Origin of the sequence: Glutamicibacter sp. BW78 (assembly GCF_002332245.1) — a bacterium.
Taxonomy (GTDB): domain Bacteria; phylum Actinomycetota; class Actinomycetes; order Actinomycetales; family Micrococcaceae; genus Arthrobacter_H; species Arthrobacter_H rhombi_A.
Window position 1 is genome coordinate 80,253 of record NZ_NRGU01000029.1, and the last position, 15,571, is coordinate 95,823.

A 15,571-nucleotide genomic window follows, 5' to 3' on the forward strand; every position below is an offset into this window, starting at 1 on the left:
TCGGTCCTAGACCACCGGGGTCACGGTATGGGCTGCCGGAATATGGCTTTCGGAAACCCGTTGACGGAACACCCAGTAGGACCACCCTTGGTAGAGCAACACCAGCGGGATGCCGAAGGCAGCGATAACACTCATCAGCCCCAGGGTGTACTCACTGGAGGAGGCATTGGCGACGGTCAGGTTGAAGGCCGCATCGATCGTCGAGGGCAGGACCACGGGGAAGACCGCCACGAAGATGGCGGACACTCCTGCCATGAGGAAGGCTCCCGAGTAGGCAAAGGACCAGCCTTCGGCTCCCCGCCGGTTGGCCAGCCATCCGGCGAGGCCACCGACGACGGCGAGGACCACAAGAACCAGGGGGATCACCTTTCCGGTCGGCACCACGACGAGGATCGCCCAAAGCGCCATCGGCGCCAGCGCCACCGGCAGCCACCGGCCGATGAGGCTGCGGGCCCGTTCGCGTAACTCCCCCTCGGTTTTGAGTCCGACGAAGGCCAGGGCATGAATCAGCGAGAAGGCGACGACGGCCAGCCCGCCGAGGACCGCGTAGCCGGTGAGCCAGGCGAAAGCCCCTCCCACCCGGTCACCATTGGCATCCAAGGGAAGCCCCGTCGTCGTCAGGGCCAGCATCGCCCCGACGCCGAAGGCAGCGGTGAAGGAGCCGAGGCTGATCGCCCAGTCCCAAGCGTTGCGGCTGGACTGCCGGTGGGCTTTACCGCGATATTCAAAGGCCACCGCACGGAAGATCAGGGCGACCAGCACCAGCACCAACGGCACGTAGAGTGCGGAGAACAGCGAGGCATACCACATCGGGAAAGCAGCAAAAGTGGCAGCCCCGGCGGTGATCAGCCATACCTCGTTGCCGTCCCATACGGGTCCGACGGTGTTCAGCAGAACGCGTCGTTGGCGTTCATCGCGGGCCAGGAGCTTCATCAGCATCCCCACCCCGAGGTCGAAACCCTCGAGGAAGAGGTAACCGGCCCAGAACACGGCGATGATCACGAACCAGAGTGTCGGGAGGAATTCCATCATCAATCCTTAGATCGTTTCCGCGGGCAGGATCAGTAGGCGAAGGCGAGGACGTCGCCGTCGCCGGCTGGGGTGTCATCGTCGTCTTCACCCGGTGGCGAGGCCGTCAGTTCGGGCATGGCGGAGGGAACGCCGCCGCGCACATACCGCACGATCATCTTGACTTCGACGACGGCCAGGACCCCATAAACTGCCGTGAGGGCGATGAGCGAGAAAAGCATTTCGGCGGCGGAGACCCCCGGTGAGACGGCGGCTGCGGTGTACATGAAGACCTGGTCTACCGAACCGTCCATCGTCGGGTTGGGGGCGACGACGAAGGGCTGGCGGCCCATTTCGGTGAAGATCCAGCCTGCCGAGTTGGCGCCGAAGGGTGCCAGGATGCCGAACACTGCCAGCCGGGAGATCCATTTGTTCTCCGGTACCGTCCCCTTACGCACCACCCAGAGGGCCACCAGCGCTGCGAAGGCCGCGATCCCACCAAAGGTGATCATGAGCCGGAAGCCCCAGTAGGTGACTTCCATCAGCGGCAGATAGTTGATTTCCTGTCCGGCCCGCTCCCCGTACATCGGGTCGTCGGGCAGGTGGGTCCCGTATTTTTCTTGGTATTGCGGCAGCAGCGTGTTCACGCCGGGGATCTCGGTGGTGAAGTTGTCGTTGGCCAGGAAGGAGAGCAGGCCCGGCAGTTCGAAGACCGCCACCACGTCGTCACAGGTGGTGGCCCCGCCGCCACCGAGGTTACCGATGGTCAACACGGAGAAGCCCGTTCCATCGTGGCAGGCGGCTTCGGCTGCGGCCATCTTCATGGGCTGCTGCTTGAACATCAACTGAGCCTGGGCATGGCCGGAGAAGGCGACCCCGGCAAAGGCCACCATGGCGACCACGGCACCGATGCGCAAGGATTTCAGCCACACGGTGTGGTCGAGTTTGTCGCGGCCCGCCCCCTGGGAGGTGTCTTCGCCGACCATCACGTGACCCTGGGCATCGACGGTGTCGATTCCCGCCTTGCGGCGGCGGTAGAGGTGGAACCAGGCAATGCCGATGAGGAATCCACCGGCCACGGCGAAGGCACCGAAGATGGTGTGCGGGAAGGTGACCAGAGCGGTGTTGTTCGTGAAGACGGCCCAGGCGTCGGTCATGACCGGGCGTCCATCAATCATCTCGACGCCGACCGGATGTTGCATCCACGAGTTGGCCACCAGAATGAAGTAGGCCGACAGGACCGAGGCCAGGGTGGCCATCCAGATACAGCCTAGGTGCAGAAGTTTCGGTAATCGTTGCCAACCGAAGATCCATAGCCCCAGGAAGGTGGATTCGACGAAGAAGGCCAGCAGGGATTCCATGGCCAACGGGGCACCGAAGACATCACCGACGAAACGGGAGTATTCACTCCAGGCCATGCCAAATTGGAACTCTTGGACCAGGCCGGTGGCCACACCCATGATGAAGTTGATCAGGAAGAGCTTGCCCCAGAACTTCGTCATCCGGAGGTATTCCTCACGGCCTGTCCGCACCCACATGGTCTGAAGGACCGCCACCAGGATGCCCAACCCGATGGTCAGTGGCACCATCAGGAAGTGGTAGACCGTGGTGATGCCGAATTGCCAGCGGGCAATTTCAAGGGGGTCCATGAACAACCTTCCAAACCCTGCGGAAGTATCGGGACGACCCCCGACACCTTTTCTACGCTCTGTAGAATACCCGATTTTCTACGCCGTGTAGAACCTGAGCCGAAATCAGGGTAGATTGGTACCAACGCAGTGACCCGGAGGATGAAGAGACTCCACCGGTTGAGATCCCTGCGTTGACCTACTGAAGCTAGACAAGGAAGATCATTGGCAACTCTCGGCGACCTCGAACGCTCGGTGATGGATCTGTTGTGGGACGGCGCCGAAGCACAGACGGCCAACGACCTTCGTGACAAGCTGGCGCAGGCTCACGGCAACGACGGTAAGGAACTGGCGGTGACCACGGTCTTGACCGTGTTGGCACGGCTGGAGAAAAAGCAGCTGGTCACCCGCGAACGCGATACACGTCCGCACCGCTACCGCGCAGTCACCAGCCGTGAAGAACACACGGTGGGCCTCATGAACGAGGCCATGGGCAACGTGATGGACCGCGAGGCCGTCCTCGCCCGGTTCATTGGCGGCATCTCCCCCGTGGAATTGGCCTCCCTGCGACGCATTCTGGATGACGGGGCCAACGCCTAGCGGCGCCGCCGCCGCTTTCCGGCCACGATGCTGACAGCCTCCTACCTGCTGCTCGGCCTCGCCATCATCTTGGCGTGGCCTGCTCCGATAGTGCTCTCACGGGCCCATTGGACCTCGCGATCCCCCTTCACTGCCCTGTTGCTCTGGCAGGCGATCGCCCTCGCCGGTGGCCTGTCGATGATCGGGGCCTTCCTGGTATGGGGTCTGTCTCCGTTGGGCGACAACCTCCTTTCGGCGCTGTCAGGATTCAGGCGCATTGTGCTGGGGGAACCTGGCGCCTCGCTCCTCACGGTCGTCCATGTCTTTGCCCTCAGTACCGCCTTGCTGCTCGGCGCCCACCTCATCTTCACCTTGCTGCTCACCGCGTATAAGGTCACCCGGCAGCGGACACGTCATCGCCGACTACTGGCCCTGCTCAGCGGGCCTTCTTCGTCGATCCCCGGAGCCGTCGTGGTCGAGCACCAGGCTCCGGTGGCCTACTGTTTGCCCGGATTCAACGGTTCCCTCACGGTGCTCTCCCGCGGTCTCTTGGACTCTCTGGATGAGGAGGGCCTCCGTGGCGTCGTCGCCCACGAACGTGCGCATCTGGACCAACGCCATGACTTGTTGATTCTGGCCTTCGAATCATGGAACCAGGCCCTTCCCTGGCTGCCGACCTCACGGCTGGCGCGTCTTGCGGTCCAGGAGTTGATCGAGATGCTCGCCGACGACGCCGCCCTCGAACAGGTCTCCCGTGAGGATCTGCTGCGTTCTCTGGTGGCCGTGGCTTCGGGTATGGCACCGGCCACCGGCGGGGACGTCCAGACTCTGCTGGGCGAGGACGCTGCGAGAGCCCGGGGAGCGGAGGCCGTGGCTCCTGCGGCCGGGCCGGGGCGAGCCGCAGCAGTACCGGCCAGCCAGCTGTCGTCACTCAGGCTCCGCCGTCTACTCAGCCCGGTCGAAGAACTCCCCCTGGCCGGACGGTCGGCCGTCATGGCTACTGCCGTTCTCTTGGTGCTCGTCCCGACCTTGGCCTTGGTGGCACCGGGCCTCTTGAACTGACGCGCCTCGATCAGGCGTCGATGTTCTCCATATCCAAACGTTCAGCACCAGCGATAATGAATTCCTTACGCGGAGCGACATCGCTGCCCATCAACAAATCGAAGACCTGCTCGGCCCGCTCAGCATCGGCAATGTTCACCCGGCGCAACATGCGGTGGCGCGGATCCATCGTTGTTTCGGCCAACTGCTCGGCGTCCATTTCGCCCAGACCTTTATAGCGTTGGATGGGCTCCTTGTATTTTTTGCCCTTCGCCCCAAGTTCGGCAAGCACGGTATGTAATTCGTTCTCCGAGTAGGTATAGACCATTTCATTGGGCTTGGCCCCCGAATGGATAACCTCCACTCGATGCAGGGGCGGCACCGCAGCATAGACCCGGCCGTGCTCGACCATCGGTCGCATGTAGCGGAAGAAGAGGGTCAGCAGAAGCGTGCGGATATGGGCCCCGTCGACATCGGCATCGGTCATCAGGACGACCTTGCCGTAGCGGGCGGCAGAAATATCAAAGCTTCTCCCGGAGCCGGCGCCAACGACTTGGATGAGGGCAGCACATTCGGCGTTGGAGAGCATGTCCCCCACCGAGGCTTTCTGGACGTTCAAGATCTTGCCACGGATCGGCAGCAGCGCCTGGAAATCGGAGGAACGGGCCAGCTTCGCGGTTCCGAGCGCCGAATCGCCCTCCACGATGAACAGTTCTGAACGTTCGACGTTATCGCTTCGGCAGTCAGCTAATTTCGTCGGCAACGATGAGGTTTCCAGCGCACTTTTGCGCCGCTGCGTCTCCTTATGAACCCGAGCCGAGATCCGGGACTTCATCTCGTTGACGACCTTTTCCAGCACGGCCCCGGCCTGCTGTTTATCCGCTCGCGCGGAGGAGGTCAGGCGGGCAGCAAGTTGCTTCTCCACCACCCGGGAAACGATCTGGCGCACTGCCGACGTCCCGAGGATCTCCTTGGTCTGGCCCTCGAATTGGGGTTCGGCCAGGCGGACGGTCAGGACCGCCGTCATGCCGGCGGTGACGTCATCCTTCTCGATCTTGTCGTTGCCGGCCTTCAACTTGCGGGCGTTGGACTCGATCACCTTACGGAAGGTCTTCAGAAGTGCTTGCTCGAAACCTGTCTGGTGCGTACCGCCCTTGGGCGTGGCGATGATGTTCACGAAGGAACGCACGGTGGTGTCATAGCCGACACCCCACCGCAAGGCAACATCGACCTCGCAGGAACGTTCGACCTCCATCACCTTGCTGTGCCCGGAGTCGTCGAGGACGGGTACGGATTCCTTGAAGGCTCCTGTCCCCTGGATGCGCCAGATGTCGGTGACGGCCGGATCATGGGCCAGGTAGTCGACGAATTCCGAGATCCCGCCATCATGGTGGAAGATCTCTTCGATCGGCCCGTCCGCGCCAGCGGTTCCCGGCAGCTTGCGTTCATCACGCAAGGTCAGCCGGAGGCCCGGCACGAGGAATGCGGTCTGCCGGGCGCGTGCTTCGAGTTCCTCGTAGGAGAATTTGGCATCGGCGATAAAGATCTGTTCGTCGGCCCAGTAGCGGATGCGGGTTCCGGTGACCCCACGCTTGGCCTTGCCAACGATGTCGAGTTCAGAGTTTTCCACGAACGGCTCGAAAGGTGCCTCGGGTTTGGGCTTACCGGTGTCCTTGAAGCGCCCCGGCTCTCCCCGCCGGAATTGCATCTGGTAGGTCTTGCCGCCCCGGTCCACCTGGACATCGAGGCGCCCCGACAGGGCGTTGACCACACTGGCACCCACGCCGTGGAGGCCGCCGGAGGCCGTATATGAACCGCCACCAAATTTCCCGCCGGCGTGAAGTTTGGTGAAAACGACTTCAACGCCGGTCAGCCCGGTTTTAGGTTCGACGTCCACGGGAATGCCGCGGCCATCGTCGTGAATTTCTACCGACCCGTCCGAGTGCAGCACGATGGTGATGCTTTGCCCGAAGCCGCCGAGGGCCTCGTCCACCGAGTTGTCGATAATCTCCCAGAGGCAGTGCATGAGTCCGCGCGAATCGGTGGAACCGACATACATGCCCGGGCGTTTGCGGACCGCTTCCAGGCCTTCCAGCACGGAGAGGTGGCGTGCGTTGTACTCAGAACTCGGTGCCACGGGGGACGTGCTCCTTGTTGACGATGGAATTTCGGACCACTTCCACGATAGTCCCCGCATCCGACATCTCACGGTTCCCGCGCCGTTACAGCTTTTCAACGGAAAATCAGGCGTGGCGCACGACACGCCCATGCCGATAATGCCTGCGGAACGCTACGCGGTGAGCGAAAGTCGAGTCATGACGGGATGATTTATCGCCGTAGCTGGTTGTATTGAGTACACGAGATCCAAGGAGGTCATCATGACGCCAACATCAGTGGCAACACGCGGACTGTCCGCACTTGATCGCTGCGACCGCTGCGGAGCACAGGCCTATGTGCGGGCGGTTCTTCAGACCTCTGGTGGAGAGCTGCTCTTCTGCGGCCACCACGCACGCGACGTCGAGGCCAAGCTGCGGCCCATGACCGCCGAATGGCAGGACGAAACCGACAAACTTCATGAGAAGCCGGTCTACGACGACGAGGACTGATCCTCCGTCGAAGAGCCCCCGGGCTCAAGACTGCTGAAGCGGGAACCGTGAACACACGGTTCCCGCTTTTTTGTCCGCACTCGTTGACCACCGGACCGGGTCCGCCACCGAGGCGCACCCACCATGGTGGAAAAGCACAGGCCGGCACCCCNNGGGGTGCCGGCCTGTGCTTTCGGATCGGTTCTCCGACGCGCTGATTTAGTCCAAGTAGTCGCGCAATACCTGCGACCGTGACGGGTGGCGCAGCTTGGACATCGTCTTGGACTCGATCTGACGGATCCGCTCACGGGTGACCCCATAGACCTTGCCGATTTCGTCCAACGTCTTCGGCTGACCATCGGTCAGGCCGAAGCGCATCGCCACAACACCTGCTTCGCGTTCGGAGAGTGTGTCCAGAACGGAGTGCAACTGTTCCTGCAGCAGCGTGAAGCTCACGGCATCGGCTGGTACCACGGCTTCGGAGTCCTCGATGAGGTCGCCGAACTCGGAGTCGCCGTCTTCGCCCAATGGTGTGTGCAGAGAAATCGGTTCACGACCGTACTTCTGTACCTCGACCACCTTTTCGGGTGTCATGTCGAGTTCCTTGGCCAGCTCATCAGGGGTCGGTTCGCGACCCAGGTCCTGCAGCATCTGTCGCTGGACACGGGCCAACTTGTTGATGACCTCGACCATGTGGACCGGGATACGGATGGTCCGGGCCTGGTCGGCCATGGCCCGGGTGATGGCCTGACGGATCCACCAGGTCGCGTACGTGGAGAACTTGAAGCCCTTGGTGTAGTCGAACTTCTCGACCGCACGGATCAGGCCCAGGTTCCCTTCCTGGATCAGGTCCAAGAAGAGCATCCCGCGGCCGGTGTACCGCTTGGCTAGGGAGACGACCAACCGGAGGTTGGCTTCGAGCAAGTGATTCTTGGCGATCTTGCCGTCATGGACCACCTGCTCCAGGTCCCAACGCAGCCGCTTGGGAACGTCGTCGCCCGCCTTGAGCTTCTCGGTGGCGAAGAGCCCGGCCTCGATCCGCAGGGCGAGATCAACTTCCTGTTCGGCATTGAGCAGGGCAACCTTGCCGATTTGCTTCAGGTAATCCTTCACCGGGTCGGCGGTCGCACCGGCGACCAACACCTGCTGCTGTGGGGCGTCGTCATCATCACTGGTAATGATGAACCCGCGCGCCTCGTCTTCGCGAGCCGCCGGATCGGCCGGTGCACCCGACTTTTCGCTCTCGGGCTTGGCTGCTGCTTCGCCCTCTTCATCTGCCTCGGGCTCGGCTCCTGCTGCCGGCTCGGTAGGTTCGGCTGCTACTTCGGCCGCCTTCTTGGCTTTGTTCTTGGCGCGCGTCTGAGCGGCCTTCTGCTGAGGCGTCAACTCATCCGTCTCATCGGCTGTATCCACTGCGCCCGCTGCGGCTGCGGGCTTCTTGCCCCGGCTGGTGGTGGCCTGAGAGCTTGATTTGGAAGCTGGCACGAATAACCTTTCTCACGGATCGACCGCGGCGCCACCTGACGGGTAACACCACTATGACCCTGTCAAGTCCGAGTTCCGCCATAGAGGCGAATCCGAATGAAGGGTCCAGTGGTTGCAACGCCTACATTCGGCCTTTTGTTCCCGAATCCGAAAGTGGATCACGGGGCGGGACAGTGGCTACCGTCCCCAAGGACACGGACCCAACCGGGTCTGCGGTTAATAGTCTCTCACGTTTCGAGCCCACGCTTGTCATTGGCCAGGCTCAAGACTGCCGGCCCATGCGGTTTCCCGGTTGGTGGCCCACCGGGGCAGCCGCCCCCGGGCAAGAAAGGCCCCCAGCAGCGCGGCCAAGCGGTATTCGGGCGCCTCGGAACGGCAGGTGGCGATCAGGGCGTGGGCGCCGCTGCTGTGACCTTTGGCCCACTCAACCCAGCCCAAGATACACAGCAACGCACAGCGGTCCCTTCCGCGTGCCGCCGGCAGGATCCCCCGACCCACTTCCCAGAGTTTTTCGAGGGTCCCCCAATGAGGAGCCTGGTCCGAGTTGCCCAACATGAACTCGCCCAATTCGCGCAACTCTGCGTTGGCATCGGCATTGCGCAGTCTGCCGACCAAAGCGCTTCGGGCCCCGGCCCCCGAGCTTCCCGCGGCGAAGGGCAAGGCGTCCCGAACTAAGTCAGTGCGCAGAGAAGCCAGCAAAGCACCAGTGTCCGAGGGGTTTGAGCGTAGTTTCGTCACGAGCTCCTGCGGCTCTTGGTCCAGGGCGGCACACCATCGCTCCAGCCCGCGAATCGATTCCCTCCACCCTCCGCCGGCGCGTTGGTGTTCATCCACCACCTCACGAACGGCTTCAACCCCAGGCCAGGTTTCTGCGCCCGTCCCGTCCCAGGGTTCTGCCATCGGGCTACTCCCCCGCAAGACCATGTTCAAATGTGCTTCCGAAAGCAGCACCGACTCGATCGGCCGGCCGGAGGTCGGGCAGCAGGTTGGACCGCCACAAAAGTAAGACCACCAACGTCCGCAACCAACGAGCCAGGCATCGGGCACCTGGTAGCCGCACCGTTGAAGCTGGCTGGTTACGGCATCGGTGAAATCCCGATACGGGAGGAGATGTCCTTCAGCATGGGCCAGTTCTGAATACAGGACCAAGCAGGCTCCATCTGCTTCGGGGGCCGCCCGCAAATAGTCGACCAGCTGCCGGGTGAACCTTCGGGCCCCCATCAGGCCTGTTCCCGGGGCCGGAAGATCCACCCTCAGCGTGGCTTCCAGGGCTTTTTCCCGCATGATCAGGACCACCAGGCTTTCGCGCGGATGAAATCCGAGCAGGTGGGGCACGAGGGAGATGACGCCTTCGGCATCGCTGACGGAGAGTTGTCCCGGTGAACTATTCATCCCTCCACCGTGTTCCGGTGGCTCGCCGTTTTCAGGTCCCGGCTAGCTCCCTGTGGAACGTGGGGCCCCACTGGCACCCGAGGGGCCACGGTGAGGGGCCAGTGACTCTTTATTTGGTATTCAAAGGTCAGTTGCGGGGCCGACGGCCTCGGCGCCACCGACGTTCCGCCAGAGCCTGCCGGAGAGGAACAATCACCACACCGTCGTGGGCCAGGTCGCTTCGCGTCTTGTGCCGGGTGGTGATGATGCCGACGGCACCCGCCGCCAGGGGGAGGAACTGGAAGGCCATGGCCCAACGGAAGGCATCGAGGTTATATAGATCTCCCTGACCGCCCGCAGCCGCAAACTGCAGGTCAAGAATCAGTCCGATGAAATATACGCTGATCAACGCGGCGGTGAACCCGCCGACGTTGACGATCCCCGTCGCGGTTCCCATGCTCTGAGGGGTGTTGAAGGTCCTTGCGAAATCAAAGCCGATCATGGACCCCGGGCCACCGATGGCCAACAGGATCAGCAACACGACCAGCAGGGCCAGCGGTGCGGGCCCCGGCCACAACAAAACGGCAGCCCAGGACGCCGAGATCAGCGCGATGATTCCCAGTGCCAAGGTCGACCGTCGCAGGGGGTGCCGCGCGACGATCGCTCCGAAGAGTGGTCCAAAGACCAGCGAGACGAGAACGAAGATCGTCATCAAACCAGAAGCCGCAGTCGGGTCCAGTCCCTGGCCGGAAACGAGGAAGGGGTAACCCCAGGCCAACAGGAAGACGTTGGACGTGAATTGCAGACCGAAATGGGTCCAAAAACCCAGCCGAGTTCCTGGCTGGCGCCATGCTTCGCGCAGGACGGCCAACGATTTAGGTGGTGGGCCGGAGGGCAACGGCGCACTTCCGGGCGGCTGGTCGCGCACCACGGCCAGGGAAAGCACGAATGCCAGCACACATAACGCAGCCAAGGACAGGAACGACGTCGTCCATCCGGCCCAATGCAAAAGGGCCACGAACGGCACCAGGCTGAGTAACTGTCCCAGCTGGCCGACCATGCCGGTGAACTGGGTGAGCATCGGGACGCGGTACCCCGGAAACCACGCAGAAATCAGGCGGATCACCGATACGAAGGTCATGGCATCGCCGGCACCGACGAAGAACCGTCCCACGAGTCCGGCCGGAACCGACGTGGCCAGGGCCAGCAACATCTGCCCGAGCCCCATCAGCAGGGCACCGAAGATGATCAGCCGTCGAGAACCAAACTTATCGATCAGCATGCCGACGGGGATCTGCAAACCGGCGTAGACCACGAGCTGGACCACGCTGAACATTCCCAAAATGGAGGCGCTAGCGTCGAATCGGGACGTGGCCTCCAACCCGGCAACACCGAAGCTGGTCCGCTGGGTGACAGCAACCATGTAGGCGAAGACGCCGATTCCCCAGACCCACCAAGCAGATCCGGAGGCGAACCGACCCCTCAGAGAGGTCACTGACCGTTTTCTTCAGGGTCGGCCTTGGCTGCTTGCGAGGACAGGAAGGCTTCAGCAGCCATCCCCAAATCCTCTCCATCGGGAACCACCTCGTCGGCCGTGAGGAGGAGTGAACGCCGTTCGGCTTCGGGCTCGTGGGCGTCGAAACGCTTTTCGAAATTAGCGACCATTCGCTGGACATCCGGGGCATCGGCAACCTGTTCGGCGATTTGCCCTTCGACCTTCCGGGCCGCTTCACGCAGATGGTCAGAAGGCAGCCCCAAGCCCAGGGCGGCACCCAAGAACTCCATCGCAGCCACGGCGACCTGCGGGTACTCCGAATCAGCTAGATAGTGAGGAACGTGAAGGTCGTAGCCCACGACGTCGCGACCGTCCGCGTCCAGTCGCATTTCCACCAGATGGGCTGCCGCTGCGGGGATCTGCGCTGAGGGGTTCCACGTCGAAATGCCTTCCCTCAGGTCCGGCCGGTTGCCGTGTACCGTGACCCCGATACGTCGGGTGTGCGGAACCGGCAAGGGGGCAGCACCGATCCCAGCGGTCAACGAGACGTTCAGGCCCCGGGCCAGCAAGACGACTGCAGCAGCGAATCGTTCCCATTGGAAATCCGGTTCCGAGCCGGTCAGAAAGAGGAAGTCGGTTCCCAGCCCATCGGTGAGCCGGTGCAATTCGATCACGGGGGCCGCGTAGTCGGTGAAGTGGTCGGCGGCCAGCGAAATCTGCGGGCGTCGTTCACGGTAATTGACCAGTTGGTCGGCGTCGAAGGAGGCGATGAGTTCCGAGTCAAGGTGGCCCAGCAGTTCCCTGCGGATCTGTTGGCTGAGCTGCCCGGCATCAGCATGGCCGGCGAGAGAGACCAGCATTCCCAGTCCTTGGAGGCGCACTTCATCGACGACCTCGTCGTCGAGCCTGACGAGGGACAAGGGATCAAGCATGGTGTCTCCTTCCAGGGACTCGGGCATGCACCTTCGGGTTCAACACGCGTGGGGTCGGATTCCTTCCCGACCCACTGACCATTCTATCGGTTGGACCCGCAGGCTCGGCCCAGTAAGACGTCAATGGACACCAACCACTGCCGGTCAGCGATACGATCGGAGGTAACGCAACATCTACTTCACACATCAACCGCGGCCCCGGGTGGGCGGCTGCATTAAGGATCCGGACCCGTGATCAACGCCAGCGAACTGAAGCTGACCGCCGTCTCCCCCGACGTACGGCGGGTGACGGCCAACGCCGTCGTCATCGCCGTCGCCAAGGGCAAAGACGGCCCTCGACTGCTCGATTCCCCCCTTCCGAAGGCAGAATCCTCGGCCCTGCAGGACTCACTGCCCGCCCTGGGCGCCACCGGTGCGGCGGATGAAATCCTCCGACTGCCCGCCCCGGCTTCGCTCAAGGCCGACGTCCTGGTCCTCACCGGTCTCGGCGCCGTCGCCGGCGAGGCCCCTGAAACCGAGGCACTGCGTCGTGCCGCCGGTGCTGCAGCCCGCCAACTCAAGGGACTCCCCAAGGTCGTCTTCGCCCTGCCGGCTCCCACCGTCGAATCGGCCACAGCCGTTGCCGAAGGCGTGGCCTTGGGCGCCTATGCTTTCTCCAACCACCTCTCGAAGGCCCCGGAGAAGACGCCCTTGATCGAGGGCATCATCGCCACCGCTGCGTCGGCCCACAAGGCCCTGCCCGCCGCCTTGCGTCGTGCCGCCATCCTTGGCCGCTCCGTGCGCGGGGTGCGCGACCTGGTCAATACCTCCCCTGCCGACCTCTTCCCCGAGTCCTTCGCCGCGGAATCACGCACCGCCGTGAAATCGCTGCCGATCAAGGTCACCGTTTACGACGAGAAGCGCCTGGAAAAGGACGGCTACGGCGGAATCATGGGCGTCGGCAAGGGTTCTTCCCGTCAGCCGCGCCTGGTCAAACTGGAATACTCCCCGGCCAAGGCCCGCCGCCACCTCGCCCTCGTCGGCAAGGGCATCACTTTCGACACCGGCGGTATCTCGTTGAAGCCGGCGGCAAACATGCACTTCATGAAGTCGGATATGGCTGGTGCGGCCACCGTACTGGGAACCATGCTCGCCATCGCGGAACTCGGGCTGCCGCTGCGCGCGACCGCATGGCTTTGCCTGGCCGAGAACATGCCCGGCGGCCACGCTGCCCGTCCCGGCGACGTCTTCACCATGTTCGGTGGCAAGACCGTTGAAAACCTGAACACCGACGCTGAAGGCCGATTGGTCATGGCAGACGGTCTCGTCGCTGCCAGCGCCGAAAAGCCCGACGTCATCATCGACATCGCCACGTTGACCGGCGCCCAGCTGATCTCATTGGGCCGCCGTACCAGCGGCATCATGGGCGACACCGGGGTTCGCGATGCGCTCGTCGGTGCCGCAGGAACCTCCGGTGAATCCGCCTGGGGCATGCCGATGCCCGAGGAACTCAGGGCTTCCCTGGACTCGACCGTCGCCGATCTGGCCAACGCCGGCGAACGCAACGGCGGGATGATGACCGCCGCAGCGTTCTTGCAGGAGTTCGTTGGTGAAGTCGATGGCCAGAAGATCCCCTGGGCACATATCGACATTGCCGGCCCCTCGTATAACGACGTCGCACCCTATGGTTACGTGCCCAAGAACGGCACCGGATCGGGTCTGCGCACGCTCCTGACCTACGCAGAAGAGCTGGCAGCACAGTAATTTTCCTGGCAGCGGCCCATGAGACTGATCACCGACCCACGATCCGCCGGTCACGGGATGTGGATGATCGGCCATGGTCCGCGCTAAGGTGAATGCTGAAAGAATAGTAGGCAGTGCCTGCCCGGCCACGAGGTCGAACAGGCAGAACACATGGAACGAGCCCCCAACTACGCGGGGGCCTCATCTCACTCGCGAGGGAGCGTTAACGTGGCCGAATCGGCAACAACGCAAGAATTCGATGTACTCATCCTTGGTGGCGGCAGCGCCGGCTACTCGGCAGCGTTGCGCGCCGTCCAGCTCGGTTTCACCGTTGGACTGGTGGAAAAAGCAAAACTGGGTGGCACCTGCCTGCACACCGGCTGCATCCCGACAAAGGCATACCTGCACTCGGCCGAACTGGCCGACAACGCCCGCGAGGGTGCCAAGTACGGGATCAACACCACGTTGGACTCCATCGACATGGGCGCCGTCCGCCAGTACAAGGACGGCATCGTCGCCGGCAAGTACAAGGGACTGGCCGGCCTGCTGAAGATGAAGAAGGTCAACGTCATCGAGGGCAACGGCCGTCTGGTGTCCCAGGACACCATCGACGTGGACGGGGTGGCCTATAAGGGCAAGAACATCATCCTCGCCACCGGCTCCACGACCAAGACCATGGGTCTGGAAATTGGCGGCCGCGTGCTGACCAGCACCGAGGCACTGGCCATGGAGACTTTGCCGCAGAGCGCCATCGTGCTCGGTGGCGGCGTCATCGGCGTGGAGTTCGCTTCCGTCTGGAAGTCCTTCGGCGTCGACGTCACCATCGTGGAGGGCCTGCCGTCGCTGGTCCCGAACGAGGACCCGTCCATCGTCAAGGGCCTAGAGCGTGCCTTCAAGAAGCGCGGCATCAAGTCCAAGACCGGCATTTTCTTCGAGAAGGTCGAGCAGGACGACGACGGGGTGAAGGTCTCGCTCGCCGACGGCAGTGTCCTGGAGGCGGATATCGTTCTGGTGGCCGTAGGCCGTGGACCGGTCACCGAGGGACTCGGCTTCGAGGAGCAGGGCCTGAACATGGACCGCGGCTTCGTCATCACCGACGAACGCCAGCACACCGGCGTCGGCAACATCTACGCCATCGGCGATATCGTGCCGGGTCTGCAGTTGGCCCACCGCGGTTACCAGCACGGAATCTTTGTCGCCGAGGAGATCGCCGGTAAAAACCCGGTCATCGTCGAGGACATCAACATCCCCAAGGTCACCTACTGCGAACCGGAAATCGCCTCCGTGGGCTACACGGAACCGAAGGCCAAGGAAAAGTTCGGCGAGGACCAGGTCGAAATCCAGGAATACAACCTCGCCGGCAACGGCAAGTCCTCCATTTTGGGGACCGCCGGCATCATCAAGATGGTGCGCGTCAAGGACGGCCCGATCGTCGGCGTACACGGTATCGGCAGCAGGATCGGCGAGCAGGTCGGCGAAGCACAGCTCATCGTTAACTGGGAGGCCTACCCCGAGGATGTGGCCCAGCTGGTCCATGCCCACCCGACGCAGAACGAGGCCATGGGCGAAACCGCCCTGGCCATGGCCGGGAAGCCGCTTCACGGTTAAGCACGGGTATGACGTGCACCGTGGGCCGATCTTACGCAGGTCGGCCCACGGTGCACTAAGCTCGACGCAAGCCGAACACCGGCCGCTTCGCCCTCGTTGCCGGCCGTCCAAGTCAAG

Annotated in this window: 12 protein-coding genes; 5 read left to right on the top strand and 7 right to left on the bottom strand. The window is 63.0% G+C overall.

Translation table 11 applies throughout. The annotated features are described in order from the left end of the window. Positions 1–6: 6 nt before the first annotated feature. Both cydB and CIK75_RS04155 read right to left on the bottom strand, forming a co-directional pair. Positions 7–1,029, bottom strand: a complete 1,023-nt coding sequence (cydB, locus tag CIK75_RS04150; RefSeq protein ID WP_086999870.1) for a cytochrome d ubiquinol oxidase subunit II — start codon at positions 1,027–1,029, stop codon at positions 7–9. A 32-nt stretch (positions 1,030–1,061) separates the two neighbouring features. After that, on the bottom strand, positions 1,062–2,657 hold the full coding sequence (locus tag CIK75_RS04155) for a cytochrome ubiquinol oxidase subunit I (RefSeq protein WP_086999868.1): 1,596 nt from the start codon (positions 2,655–2,657) through the stop codon (positions 1,062–1,064). Between the two features lie 204 nt (positions 2,658–2,861). Here CIK75_RS04155 and CIK75_RS04160 point away from each other — a divergent pair, with 204 nt between their 5' ends. After that, a complete protein-coding gene (locus CIK75_RS04160) occupies positions 2,862–3,236 on the top strand; it encodes a BlaI/MecI/CopY family transcriptional regulator (RefSeq protein ID WP_086999866.1) in 375 nt (124 codons plus the stop codon). 27 nt (positions 3,237–3,263) lie between these two features. Beyond that, a complete protein-coding gene (locus tag CIK75_RS04165) occupies positions 3,264–4,277 on the top strand; it encodes a M56 family metallopeptidase (protein ID WP_086999864.1) in 1,014 nt (337 codons plus the stop codon). A gap of 10 nt (positions 4,278–4,287) precedes the next feature. Here the strand turns inward: CIK75_RS04165 and CIK75_RS04170 are convergent, their stop codons facing one another. Next, positions 4,288–6,393 carry a DNA topoisomerase IV subunit B gene (locus tag CIK75_RS04170; protein ID WP_086999862.1) on the bottom strand — a complete coding sequence of 702 codons (2,106 nt, stop codon included), beginning with the start codon at positions 6,391–6,393 and terminating at the stop codon, positions 4,288–4,290. Positions 6,394–6,634: 241 nt separating this feature from the next. Here CIK75_RS04170 and CIK75_RS04175 point away from each other — a divergent pair, with 241 nt between their 5' ends. After that, positions 6,635–6,862: a hypothetical protein gene (locus CIK75_RS04175; protein ID WP_086999860.1), complete on the top strand. Its 228-nt coding sequence runs from the start codon at positions 6,635–6,637 to the stop codon at positions 6,860–6,862. A gap of 198 nt (positions 6,863–7,060) precedes the next feature. On the opposite strand, the gene CIK75_RS04180 is transcribed toward CIK75_RS04175, so the two are convergent. From CIK75_RS04180 to CIK75_RS04195, 4 genes are all read right to left on the bottom strand, one after another. Then, positions 7,061–8,326: an RNA polymerase sigma factor gene (locus CIK75_RS04180; RefSeq protein ID WP_086999858.1), complete on the bottom strand. Its 1,266-nt coding sequence runs from the start codon at positions 8,324–8,326 to the stop codon at positions 7,061–7,063. 249 nt (positions 8,327–8,575) lie between these two features. Continuing rightward, a complete protein-coding gene (locus tag CIK75_RS04185; RefSeq protein WP_086999856.1) occupies positions 8,576–9,718 on the bottom strand; it encodes a DUF4192 domain-containing protein in 1,143 nt (380 codons plus the stop codon). A 127-nt stretch (positions 9,719–9,845) separates the two neighbouring features. Beyond that, positions 9,846–11,120, bottom strand: coding sequence for an MFS transporter (locus CIK75_RS04190; protein ID WP_087000060.1), 1,275 nt, complete (start codon positions 11,118–11,120; stop codon positions 9,846–9,848). A 68-nt stretch (positions 11,121–11,188) separates the two neighbouring features. Beyond that, the gene (locus CIK75_RS04195) at positions 11,189–12,124 is read right to left on the bottom strand and encodes a PAC2 family protein (protein WP_241895284.1); all 936 of its coding nucleotides are present in this window, start codon (positions 12,122–12,124) and stop codon (positions 11,189–11,191) included. A 231-nt stretch (positions 12,125–12,355) separates the two neighbouring features. On the opposite strand from CIK75_RS04195, the gene CIK75_RS04200 reads away from it, so the two are divergent. Next, entirely contained in the window at positions 12,356–13,867 is a 1,512-nt protein-coding gene (locus CIK75_RS04200; protein ID WP_086999853.1) for a leucyl aminopeptidase, read from the top strand. Positions 13,868–14,074: 207 nt separating this feature from the next. Next, positions 14,075–15,454, top strand: coding sequence for a dihydrolipoyl dehydrogenase (gene lpdA, locus CIK75_RS04205; RefSeq protein WP_086999851.1), 1,380 nt, complete (start codon positions 14,075–14,077; stop codon positions 15,452–15,454). Positions 15,455–15,571: the final 117 nt, after the last annotated feature.

What these genes read in the sequence shown, in the direction of transcription:
- cydB (WP_086999870.1), bottom strand. Translation starts at nt 1,029, where the DNA reads ATGGAATTCCTCCCGACACTCTGGTTCGTGATCATCGCCGTGTTCTGG.
- CIK75_RS04155 (WP_086999868.1), bottom strand. Translation starts at nt 2,657, where the DNA reads ATGGACCCCCTTGAAATTGCCCGCTGGCAATTCGGCATCACCACGGTC.
- CIK75_RS04165 (WP_086999864.1), top strand. Translation starts at nt 3,264, where the DNA reads ATGCTGACAGCCTCCTACCTGCTGCTCGGCCTCGCCATCATCTTGGCG.
- CIK75_RS04175 (WP_086999860.1), top strand. Translation starts at nt 6,635, where the DNA reads ATGACGCCAACATCAGTGGCAACACGCGGACTGTCCGCACTTGATCGC.
- CIK75_RS04185 (WP_086999856.1), bottom strand. Translation starts at nt 9,718, where the DNA reads ATGAATAGTTCACCGGGACAACTCTCCGTCAGCGATGCCGAAGGCGTC.
- CIK75_RS04190 (WP_087000060.1), bottom strand. Translation starts at nt 11,120, where the DNA reads ATGGTTGCTGTCACCCAGCGGACCAGCTTCGGTGTTGCCGGGTTGGAG.
- CIK75_RS04195 (WP_241895284.1), bottom strand. Translation starts at nt 12,124, where the DNA reads ATGCTTGATCCCTTGTCCCTCGTCAGGCTCGACGACGAGGTCGTCGAT.